General features: G+C 53.2%; 6 protein-coding genes and 1 pseudogene. All 7 read right to left on the minus strand.

Translation table 11 applies throughout. The annotated features are described in order from the left end of the window. Positions 1 to 490: 490 nt before the first annotated feature. Complete coding sequence (locus PHF39_RS11505) at positions 491 to 6,403, minus strand: PKD domain-containing protein (protein WP_300224192.1); 5,913 nt, start codon at positions 6,401 to 6,403, stop codon at positions 491 to 493. Positions 6,404 to 6,658: 255 nt separating this feature from the next. After that, positions 6,659 to 7,186: pseudogene (locus PHF39_RS13980) on the minus strand (DUF2341 domain-containing protein); the annotation flags it as partial. A gap of 288 nt (positions 7,187 to 7,474) precedes the next feature. Next, the gene (locus PHF39_RS11510) at positions 7,475 to 8,473 is read right to left on the minus strand and encodes a DUF3344 domain-containing protein (RefSeq protein ID WP_300224195.1); all 999 of its coding nucleotides are present in this window, start codon (positions 8,471 to 8,473) and stop codon (positions 7,475 to 7,477) included. Between the two features lie 653 nt (positions 8,474 to 9,126). Further along, complete coding sequence (locus PHF39_RS11515) at positions 9,127 to 9,639, minus strand: DUF3368 domain-containing protein (RefSeq protein WP_300224198.1); 513 nt, start codon at positions 9,637 to 9,639, stop codon at positions 9,127 to 9,129. Further along, positions 9,620 to 9,880 carry a UPF0175 family protein gene (locus tag PHF39_RS11520; RefSeq protein WP_300224201.1) on the minus strand — a complete coding sequence of 87 codons (261 nt, stop codon included), beginning with the start codon at positions 9,878 to 9,880 and terminating at the stop codon, positions 9,620 to 9,622. Before PHF39_RS11520 ends, PHF39_RS11515 begins: the two co-directional genes overlap by 20 nt. Positions 9,881 to 10,079: 199 nt before the next feature. Beyond that, positions 10,080 to 10,226 carry a hypothetical protein gene (locus PHF39_RS11525; protein WP_300224204.1) on the minus strand — a complete coding sequence of 49 codons (147 nt, stop codon included), beginning with the start codon at positions 10,224 to 10,226 and terminating at the stop codon, positions 10,080 to 10,082. Positions 10,227 to 10,752: 526 nt separating this feature from the next. After that, positions 10,753 to 11,499 carry a hypothetical protein gene (locus PHF39_RS11530; RefSeq protein ID WP_300224207.1) on the minus strand — a complete coding sequence of 249 codons (747 nt, stop codon included), beginning with the start codon at positions 11,497 to 11,499 and terminating at the stop codon, positions 10,753 to 10,755. Positions 11,500 to 11,611: the final 112 nt, after the last annotated feature.

The raw sequence follows: 11,611 nt of genomic DNA on the forward strand, positions 1-11,611 counted from the left end.
CATTGGCCGGATCAGACCCCCCCTTACCATTTTCGGGTAGGCTCATGGGAGAGGTATCCGGCGGAACGACCATGGAAAATCAGGAGGATTCCGTGTGCAATACTGCGCACATCTCAAAAATGGAGAGGGGGGTATCCGGTATACCCCCTCCCCACGTTGCGTTTCAAATCGATCAGACCTCCCCCCCATAGGGGGAGGGGGGTATCCCGGACACCCCCCTGCCGGGATCTGAAATTGCAGGATAAAATGGGTGACGGGTAGTCTGTAACATGCACGGTCACGTCAGGAACAGTGATGAAAAAGGGGGACAAGGCGGGTGCCCGTTGGGAGGGGGGTATGCAGGAGACCCCCCCTCCGTCAGAGAAGGTTGGGCTCCGTTAATGGCAGAGGGTCACAATAAGGGATGACCTTTGGAAGTCTGCCGTGAGTCCCTGTTTAGTCGTGAGAGGAAATCGTCTGAAATATTTGGATGCAGGTCAATGCCTGCGGTTTATCTTCGTCCTTTCCGGATCTTGAAATATGGCTCATCCCGGAACAATGTCGGGTTCTTCCTGCGGGTCCACCACGTTCTTGCAAAAAATCCGGTGACACAGAGGATGATGATACCAACGATTCCCACCGCGAATAATGGAATTGCCGATCCCGTCTCCTTTGGAACTTCCGTTTCCATCGGTGCGGCCATGGTGTGAGTCACTGTTGGCCGTGCGGTATTTTTTTCAGCGGAGATCGTTCTCGTTGGTACCGGCTCCGATTCCATTACTTGTGGTGCGGTCTCCGGAATTATCGTGGCATTTTTGATCAGTGCCGTAGCAAAGTAGGAAAAGCCTTCAGTCGTTGCTTTGAACATGAATTGCCCGTCTTTCTTCCCGACGTACTCGGTGGGCAGTTTCTCCCACGCCTTGTCGTGGTACCGCAGCAACTGGACATCGCGGAAGGTCATCTCCTGTTCGTTCAGCCAGCTCTCGCTGACGGTGAACTCGATTATCCCCTGATGGATGTCGTCTTCCGTTGCGTGATAGACGTCAATCTTCTGGTACTCGTACACCTTTGCACCCGTATAGGGCAGTCCCTGTGGCAGGGAGCTGATCTTCTCCGAGATAACGAACATATCCTTGAGAGTCCCGATGGTCTGGACGGATATTTTCGAGATATGGGTCTGGCCGGTCATCTGGTACGTGGACCAGGGGCCGGTGCTGGGATCGATGGGGGCGAGCTGGAATTTGGAAACGGACGACACCGTCGAGGACGATGTTGAAGGACCGTCATCTCCTCCGTTGACGGAGGAGCTGCCGGAGGAGGGAGTATCGGGAGTGCTGCTTGTCGTTGAGATCGAGGCCACCGAGAAGACCGAGAGGCCGTTGGGCGAGATGACGGTGAGCGTGAAGATGCCGGCGTCGGGACCGGTCACCTCCGGTATCAGGATCTCGGTCGTGCCGTCTTCGGCCTTCCGGAGGACCGCGAGCTCGCTGACGTCGCCGTGTTCGTTCACCCACACCTCGCTGACGGTCATGGTCAGGGTGGCAGACTCGATGATCGCATTGGCACCGCCGTCCCCGGCATTGGCGAGCTCGGCCTTCTGGATGTTTAAGGTGTAGGCGATATCATTGATCTCCTTGCCTTTCTCTTCTACGAAGAGGGTAAACGAGGTCTGGGCCGCCGGGTCCGGGTCCTTGGTGATGGTCTGCGTTATCGCCGCATCCTCACCCGGCATGGCGCTCATGTTCAGCGCGATCTGGACGGTCGGCGATCCCACGGATGCGATGGGTTCCGTAACCGTGACCGGTTCGGTGACGGCCCTGACCGAGCCGACCGTGCCGTTGACGATCCCGGCCCCGGGCTCGGGCGTACCCGCGAGGGTGATGGCCATGGATGACCAGCTGCTCGTGTTCGTGATGGTGACGATGTTGCCGCTCTGCGTGACATTGGCGGTCATGTTGATCGAGACGTTCTGGACGCCGCCCACGATCGTGGCCTTCACGTCATGGACAATGAACTTGTTCTTCTCGACCACCGGTGCGATCACCGTGATGAACGCCGTTTTCGTTGCGGTGCTGCTGCCTGCTGCATTGGTCGCGGTCAGGCGGACCGTGTACGTCCCGTTGGTCAGGTACCTGTGGACCGGGTTCTGTTCGTCTGAGGTGATGCCGTCGCCGAAGTCCCAGGACCACGAGGTCGGGGCATTGGTGGACCCGTCGGTGAATTTCACCGCGAACGGCATGTCGCCTACCGTCCGGTTGGCGATGAACGCCGGCACCGGCTTTACCACTCCCGGGGTAGGTGTCGGTGTTACTTCTGCGCCCACCGTGACGCAGTCCGGTATCGCGAGGAAGGAACTGCCGGCCGCGTTTGTCACGGTCAGGTTGACCGTGTAGTTGCCATTCGCCGCATACGTGTGGACCGGGTGCTGCACTGTAGCATTCACGCTGGTGCCATCGCCGAAGTCCCAGTGCCAGCTGGTCGGGCTGCCCGTGGATTTATCCGTGAAGACGATCGTCACCGGGGCGGTTCCGGCTTTCTTGTCCACCGAGAAGATCGCCACCGGCGCCGATCCTGCCGGACCCACCGTGATGTAATTGGTGACCCGGTGGCTGCTGCCGCCGGCCGCGTTCGTCACCGTCAGGTTGACCGCGTATGTCCCGGCGTTCAGATACACATGCTCGACATCCTGGACATCCGATGTGCTGCCGTCGCCGAAGTCCCAGAGCCAGGCGGTTGGTTCGCCCATCGTGGAATCGTCGTGGAACAGTACCGCCAGCGGGGCCGGGCCGCTCGTTACATTGGCGCTGAACGCTGCAACCGGCGGGACTGTTGCTGCGGTCACGGTGATGTAGCCCGTGACTCTCTTACTGTTGCTCCCGGCGGAGTTGGTGGCGGTCAGGTTCACCGTATACGTCCCTGCTGCTACGTAGGTGTGGACTGGGTTCTGCTTCGTGGCATTCGTGGCATCGTTGTCGCCGAAATCCCAAAGCCAGCCGGTTGGGGTGTTCGTGGATGTGTCCGTGAATGTCACCGTCAGCGGTGCGGTGCCCGACGCCGGCGCGGCGCTGAATGCCGCTACCGGTGTTGTGGCGGGAGTGCCGGGATACCGGACCGCGAGGGTTGCAAGACTGATCTTAAACGAGGGACCGCCATTCGTGAAGGCAAAGGTATTGAGTTCAGCCGGCTTGAGTTCCCGTGTCACATTAAACGAATTATACTTCCAGTAATCATTGGATCCAAGGTTCAACGGGGTGAGGGAATTACCATTGAGCGTATGGGTTGCATCGGCACTGGAATGGGCAACCTCAGTTATTGAGGCTTCGGTCCACCCGGGGGCAAACGATCCTGCATCCAACGCGGTTGAACTGCTCCCGGTCATCCAGTCATTGCCGTGGTTAACAACGTATTTCACCTGGTCGGTGTCGCCATCGTTATAAGCAGCCACAAGAGTGACTGCCTTGAGCCGGCCATCATAACCACCATCCTTGCCAACCGGCGCACCAATATTGGATGAGGTCACGCGAATCTTCGGGTGGGCAGATGTGATCAGGTTTGTCACATCATACCATGCTTCATAGTCTGAGAAGACTTTCGTGACATGGTCGTTCAACGGGTACGCATAAGGCTGCTTGTTCGGCGAATTGGTATTCGATTCGGACTGGATATCGCAGTCTTCGGTGCCAAGCACGGTCTCGAACGTTCCGTCGCCATCGCCATCGAACTCGGTAGTGATGCGAACCGGGAGGTTATTGAGCCCTGAACCGGAATAGTCGTTCACGAAAACCTGTGCCCACGTGATATTACTGCCGGATGCAGGCAGGTCGTACGTGTAGGTGGCAGTTGTTCCATCCCATGGGGACTGGGAAAGGATGTAGAGACCACCAGAGACGGTCCCATTCCGGATCGTTGTCAGGGTATCGTGCAGTTTCCCGGCGGTAAACGCGTGCCGAATGGTCTTGTTGCTGCTCCCGTACATGGCATTCGTAACCGTGAGACGAATATCGTATGTCCCGACACGGGGGAAGGCGAGATTTGACGGACTCCTTGCCCCGGATCCAAACGCAGTCCAGGCAGATTCATTATAGTTTCGGTATTCCCACAGGTACGTGTCAACGGTTCCGGTGGATGAGTCCGTGAACGAGACCGTGACAGGCGCGAGCCCATGCGGCATCTTCCCTTCACCGTCAAGGACTACCGTGAAGTTGGCAACCGGGGCATCTCCACCGGGGGAGCCGCCAGTAACAGCGATATATTCCGACATTACTTTAAAGTTACTGCCATCCGCATTCGTTGCGGTGAGATTCACCGTATAATTGCCGGCGTTCGCATACGTGTGGACCGGATTCTGTTTGGTGGCATTGGTGTTGTCCCCGTCGCCGAAGTCCCAGAACCAGCTGGAGGGCGTGTTGGTGGATGCGTCGGAAAACTGCGCGGTAAACGGCGCGGTGCCGGAGGTTGTGGCAACGGTGAAACCGGCAACCGGGACGGATGAGGCAGAGCCTTCGTACTCGACTTTGAGGATGGCAGTGGCGGCCGCGAACGTCTCCCCGTCGCATTCGAAGATCGCCTCGTTGCCGGACTCTTTCACAAGGCTTGTCACTTCGCGGGAGTTATACCCGACCTGTGCTCCGCCATAATTCCAGGATTTGGTCCACTCGTTGCCATTGAAATAGAGGTTGCCCCGATCGTCCGCGTGCGGAGCGATGGTCAGGAGATCGGCGCGTTTCATCGTCGTGGTACTGATCGCCGGGCCCGTGAACGGGGCATGCGCCATGCCCGTATCTCCGCTGGTCTGGTAGAAGAGATCGAATTCGTCGTTGAGGAAGATGACCTTCCTGGTTTCGGCCGGATTCTCGTACACAACCACCAGCACCATGCCCGTGATGGGCGGCCAGGAATCCGTTACTGTCACATTGTTGCCGGAGGGATCGAACACATCCGTCACGTTATACACAACGGAACCGAAGGGATAATCGTAGCCCGAGTATCCGCCGTATCCTTTACGATCGGTATAGTGGGCGCTCACCGGCACGCGAATATTATTGAATACCGCCGCATGGGTACCATCCGCGGACACGTTCTTCATCACTTCGCTGTTGTCCCAGTTATAGAACGAATAGAGACGGGCGTCGATGATTTTCGCACCTGTCGGCACGGGGAGGTTGGAGGAGGTCCACTGCGTTGATGCCGATTTGTAAGCCGAATTCCCGAACGAGACAATGAGGTTACCGTTCAGGTCGTACGTTCTTCGGGTGATAAGATCGCTGCCATCGGTGTAGCGCTTGGAGCCGTACCCGTTGTATACAGTCGCGACATGCGTAGAGTAGATGTTGTTTGTCTCATCTGTCTCTGTAATAAGATTATCCGGATCGCAGGTCACGGTGTAGGGTACTGATTCCCCATAGCGGTATATCGTGGGATCAGATATGTACGTAGTGACGGTATTTCCCGGGGGGATCGTGAGATTGTCGAGGGTCCACCCATAGGACACCCAGGATCCCGCGCCCGCGCTGCCATAGGTGACGTTTATCATCGTACCGTTATACACGATGCTCGCGTTGACCGGGCCGACGATTGTTCCCGGGCCGTTGTTGCGCAGGTCTATGCGGATGCCGTTGCCCAGGTTCGCGAAGGGGCTGTATACCGGGGGATTGATCAGCAGGTTGCTCTGGAGATCGCCGGCATTTGAAGATACCTGGATAAAATCGGATTTGATTATACTGTTGGATCCGTCGGGTCCGGTAACGGTGAGATTGACCGTGTAATTTCCGGCAGTGTAGTACGTATGACTTGGATTCTGCTCGTTACTGTCCATCGTTCCATCATTATTGAAATCCCAGCTCCAGTTCGTTATTGTGCCGGTCGACGAATCAGTGAAGGTGACTGTTAATGGGACATAGCCATCAGTTAATGCAGTAGAGAAATTAGCCAGTGGAGGTGAACTGGTTACGGAAATATAATCCGTTTTTACCAGTGAACTGCTGCCTCCGGCATTTTTCACAGTCAGATTGATAGAATATATGCCGGTATTTGTATATGCATACGTCGGATTCTGTTCTGTGCTGTCCACAATACCATCGTTGTTAAAATCCCACATCCAGACGATCGGGGAATTCGTGGATTTGTCCGTGAAATGAACCGTAAATGGTGCGGCTCCACCCGTTTCGCCCGCACTGAAATCGGCGACAGGGGGCGTTACACCCTGTGATGTGAAGACGAGCGCCGGTTCTGTGTCTGCGAGTTGCCGAACAAATATCCAGTCATAGTATCCGGTATTCGATCCGCTTGACATCAGACTGACCGGAAGGACGACCACAGGATTGCTCGATCCTATGGTATATGGATTGGATTCTGTCTGGATTGCAGACTGGGACTTATTCCAGAATAACTCGATCTTTTGATAGGAGTTGGGCAGGCTTCCCACACTTACACCTGTGGTAGTTCCATCGACTTTAGTATATATTGTGCCTTTTTTTGCAGCCCCAACACCAAAGAAACAACTGTTACTGCCGGAATATTCTCCAAATGACATTCTCTGTGTGTGCCCGTACAGGTTGGCATATGCACGTATTGAAGCGTTGTTGAGGAACTGAGCCCGGGTATCGATGACCCTGCTTCCCTTCATGACAAGTTTGGAATCGCTGATTGTGGGGGAACCGGATATTATGCTCCACTTAGTGGTATTCAGTGAAGCTTCATCGAAGTGATCGAAAACCGGGAACGTTGCATCGCCGTTGGATTCACTTTCGATCGTTGCATTTCCATAAAAAATATGTATGGCAACCGAATTTTCTGAACCTGAAGGGATCCTCGGAATTTTAACCCAGAAAATTGCATTGTCCGCACCGGTTGGAGTTTCCATCCAGTAGTTCAATGCAGTCCCGTCATCCAATGCAAACCGGATATCGTTGAAGCTTGGCTGGGAGATTGTAGGCAAGAAGATTTTTCTCCCGGAATTCTCTCCCGAAACATTGTAGAGATCCAGTTCAACCTGATAATCTGTCAGTACCGCCGGCGTTCCATTGATGAATACCGTATACTGTGAAGCAAAATTGTCGTGAGTCCACCCAGCAGCAGTAACAAAGCCGGGAACAAGGAGGAGTGACAGGAAAAATACCAGCGCAACAGGAATGGAATGACGACGGTGTTTCTGTATCTCTCTTCTATATATATTACTTATCTTCGTGCTACTTTTTTTAATTTTCATAGTAATTACTACTAACTTTTTTAATTAATTTGTTAACAATTAAAACTTTTCAAATGATGACGAGCAGAAAATAATAGAATAATTTCCCTTCATTTTTCTGGGTAAAAATAAAATGATATCTGCCTCTTGAAAACAAGATATCCGCCGTTTATTCAGTTCCCGGCAATGAGGAACAGTTGTCTCTTTATAAATGAAAAGAAATTCTTGCACGTATCATCTGCGTTTACCTGGTGGGGTGGGGATTATATCCCCTAATCCGACCAGTGTTCTTCTCGCAACGCATTCAAATCAGGATCCGGATTGGATCTTCAGGAACGCAAGGGGTAGTTTGTAGAAGTTGGCTGTCCTGTTGTAAGACAGGTAATTATTCGAACCTATCACGGTATCTGAAAGTGATTTCGATGAGAGTCCTGTCTGGTTTCCTTGGATATTGGTCAGGCCTGTGAGGGATCTTCCATTCCACGTATATACGCCATCATTGCTTGCCAGGTAATTTGCATAGATCTTTGCGGCAACAAACGAATTGTTGGATGCTCCATTAAACCAAGTCTCCCCTGGGACCTGATTATTGGCCTTGTATGTAATCGGGTCTTGCCCCTCATTCACCCAGTAGCGGGTAACGTAGGCGCTGGAAGAGACATTGTACGCAACGACCAATGTTGCCTGTTTGATCCTGCCGTCAAATTTCGGGCTCGTATTTGTAGTAACGATGTTGACATTGACGTCACTCGTTGTGATTAAATTCGTAACATCGAATGCCGAGACGTAATCGCTGGTGTCTCTTGAAAGGCTGACGAAATAATCATCAGGATAAAATACACTTGTCGTGTTGATACCGGAGGTATTAAAATACTCCAAATCAAGAGGCTGGTTTTGTGCTAACGTGTATGCATTATTCGATCTCAGAGTGACTGACTCGTATCCCTTATAATTCGACAGCATATTTCCGCTGTAGACCGTGACATAGAGTCGCGCGAATTTAACATTTCCCCCGGTTGCCGGTACCGTGAAATTCGCCCAGACATCCCGGTCGATCGCACCTGAGTTATCCCATGTCGTCGTCGATGTATTGACCCAGAAATCACCGTTTACCACACCGGGCATCCCTGCGATCGTTTCGGGCGGCAGTCCCTTGTAGTAGTCATCCGCCGACACCACGCCGGCCATCGACATCACCGCAACGATCACCAGCGCCATCATGAGCGCGAGCGACCTGCGCGGCCGGGCCCTGCCCTTCAGCAGGGCGGCAAACCGGCCGTGCCTGCTTTCTGTTCGTTTCGTTTCCATTGGTTTTACTCCATGTCCGCGAGGCCGGCCATGGATAGGATGGTGTAATCATCAGCAGACCGGTTGCGAACAGGTATGCCTCTGCGCAGAAGCTATTAATACGTTTCTGCTTATTCGTAACACTTTATTTTACAATTTTTCTATTTATGATACTGAGCCGGGGATAATGGTATAAATAGTACATTATACGGATCCTCCTATACGATAGACGAATTTGTATAGAATCTGCGGTATCTTCCGGAGGGGATTTTTCCAGCGGGCGGGGGCCTGTATTTAGGCTACGGCCCGGTGAAGCGAAGGACCGGGATCTCTCATTGGCAGGGAAAACACAGAGCCGGGATCACGGGTGGGTGGCGCGTACAAACCGCAGGTCCGGACCGGGAAAATTCCGGACGGGCGTGGGCAGGATCAGGGTATTGATGTGCGGGCCGGCACCAGGTAACCGGTTTGGCCGGCATGCCATAACGAAGGTTCGTTATCCCGGTTTCCGTATGCAACGGGTATATGCTTTAAAAAAAAAGTTCAGGCGCTTCGCGTGATCGTGGCAGTATTTTACCCGTACGGAGCTTGAAAAAACCAAAACCAGGATCCTGAAAATTCCCCGATGGCCACCATCGTTGAAATCTCTCCCTAAACGCTGCACGGAAAGAGGATTATTCCGGATCGGGATATTCCTCAACAGACGCCAGTGCTCTGCAATATAATTGATCGTCAATATAAAAACCCATCCGTTCCCGGAGGGCATTGAGTTCGAACCGGAGCGAATCGATCGTTCCCTCCCGTTTTGCCCTCATGAGGATACCGATCACCCCAGTCTTACGAAGGCCAAACGTGGCGGCTACCCGACGCGCATCGGTTTCATCCAGGAGAATAAGATCTGCATTCAGCTCCAGGGCAAGCACTATTGCTTCTGCCTCCCCACGGTGCAGATCCTGACACAGCAGATTCACCAGATGGTTGTTATCAGGTTTCTTCCGGGAGATCCATCCCTGGCCACATGCCTCCCGGACTTCAGCCGCTCCCGGTAATATATCCCCCGAGGTGGCAATCTCATCCCATACCGACGGAGGGATAATGATCTCGCTGAACATTTCATGCAGGAGACCCCACCTGCCAATCCCCGCGAGATTGATCAGGGGAGACGAGTCACTGATCACAGCGGGCATATTCAATATCATCTTCGAGATCCTGGTCCGTGTAATGCCGGGGTATTTTTCGTGCCCTTAACAGGGTATTGAATTGCCAGCGATCCACTCCTGCAATCTGGCAGGCATTACCGGAAGACACTGCACCTCTCTGGTACAATGCCAGCGCCAGTTCTTTTTTAAGTTCGTACTCCAGATCATCAGGTGGAAAGCGGATCCCATGTAAGACATGTTCCGGAATTTTAAGACAGATATCTCCCATAGATTCACCGATCTGGAAATACTTTTCCTGATGATAGGATATGCCCCGTGCTTAGTAATAAATCCTAGTATGGGTGGAATCTGTCGGGCAGCCTGAGACAACGGATGCACGCGGATGTCAGGCCCGGAATCATGAGCCGGACGGGTATGCGGCAGGGGAATTTGTCAGGACACAGTACAACAATACAAAAAAGAAACCATCAAGAATCATCCGCCGAAACCACGCCGGCGAACGACATCACCGCAACGATCACCAGCGCCATCATGAGCGCGAGCGACCTGCGCGGCCGGGCTTGGAGCAGGTTCGGGAACCTCCCGGGCCTGCTTTCATTACGAGTTGTCTGCATTGTAGTTTCACCACTTCCCGCAGAGGGTTTCTTTTTGCTGATGTCAAATTCCGCTTATTACAAAACTCCAATACTTCACGATTTTTTCATGGACTTAAGAAACATGTAAGACATAACCAGATAGCGGGCGCCGGATTTGGTTATTCTGCGAAAATTTTCAATCGCGATCATGATGTGTTAGTTATGGAGGCTACAATCGGATAATTATCCTACAAAATGCATGTACATGCTACAAAATTTTTGGCTCTCCTACGTGATCGCCCGGCTATTGCAATCAAGTGTTGCTTAAAAAAATTCGAGCAGGGTATGATGGGGTAATTTTTTTCCGGATATCGATTGCGATGGTAAGAGTGGTATAACTTTTCATTCAGATCTTTAGCAGGTAGCGTATATTGCCAGGATTCATGGAGGAATAATCAGGAAAGTTCTGAGGCTAGAGGGGACTGTCCCGAATCCCCCCACCACCTTGTGATGAAAATCGATCAGACCCCCCCCCTCCGTGTTTTTTAGGAAAGGGGTTACCCCCCTACCGTACTACTACGTCCGCTTTCGGATCAAACGGGTTCTTCCGCATCGCGAGGCTGAATAAGTACGGGTAATGGTTCTTCAGGTACTCCATATACTTCAGCCACTCGGGCACGAGCCGGGAATAGACCCGCTCCATATCTCCTTCAAGGTGGGCGATATCGGCTGGAGGGAGGGTCGAGAGGTCGTCGCGTGCTTTCAGCTCCTCGGTCAGGTGGGTCACTGCCAGGATCAGATCCGTGAAGGTCTCGTGCTCGAAAACCGTCGGATTCTCGATGATGCGAAGGAGGAAGTCCTCGTTGCCGTCAAGGAATGTGCGGAGCGATTCCCGGTCAATCCCCGCCGGATCAACTTTACACTTCCACACGTCAAGGGATGCCTGCGCCTGGAAGAACCGGTCTGCTGTCCAGTCGGCGGGGCTGACCTCCAGCTCCTTCTGCATGGGGATGGTGCAGGGATCGGCTTTCGAGAGCCGGGAGAGAAGCGGTGTGCCGACGCGGGAGAAGAAGATCCCGATCACCATGTTCAGCTTCTCCATGCGCTGCTGCTTCTCCCGGGATTCCAGCAGCTGGTCGATGATCAGCGTGACACAGAGAACCTCGACCGGTATGAAGACCAGGTCGCCGACAAAGAAGATGCCAAGGTGGTGCAGGTCGTGGAATGCCAGGTAGTGGACGGTCATCAGGAGCAGCGTCAGGGTGACAAGTGCAAGCCCCACGAGCACCTTCCAGCGGGTGTATTCCTTCATGCCGGAGATATCCGGCACGATACGTGATAATGAATCCGGTACCGGTGACCGTCTGGTCAGGGCCACAGGAAAAGACCGGATAAAAGGAGAGAAAATGTGATGGATGTTATGC

Source organism: Methanoregula sp. (assembly GCF_028712425.1).
In the GTDB taxonomy this organism is placed as follows: domain Archaea; phylum Halobacteriota; class Methanomicrobia; order Methanomicrobiales; family Methanospirillaceae; genus Methanoregula.

Bases quoted from the DNA above. Each gene is read 5' to 3' on its own strand.
- PHF39_RS11510 (WP_300224195.1), bottom strand. From the start codon at position 8,473: ATGGAAACGAAACGAACAGAAAGCAGGCACGGCCGGTTTGCCGCCCTG.
- PHF39_RS11525 (WP_300224204.1), bottom strand. From the start codon at position 10,226: ATGCAGACAACTCGTAATGAAAGCAGGCCCGGGAGGTTCCCGAACCTG.
- PHF39_RS11515 (WP_300224198.1), bottom strand. From the start codon at position 9,639: ATGCCCGCTGTGATCAGTGACTCGTCTCCCCTGATCAATCTCGCGGGG.
- PHF39_RS11520 (WP_300224201.1), bottom strand. From the start codon at position 9,880: ATGGGAGATATCTGTCTTAAAATTCCGGAACATGTCTTACATGGGATC.
- PHF39_RS11530 (WP_300224207.1), bottom strand. From the start codon at position 11,499: ATGAAGGAATACACCCGCTGGAAGGTGCTCGTGGGGCTTGCACTTGTC.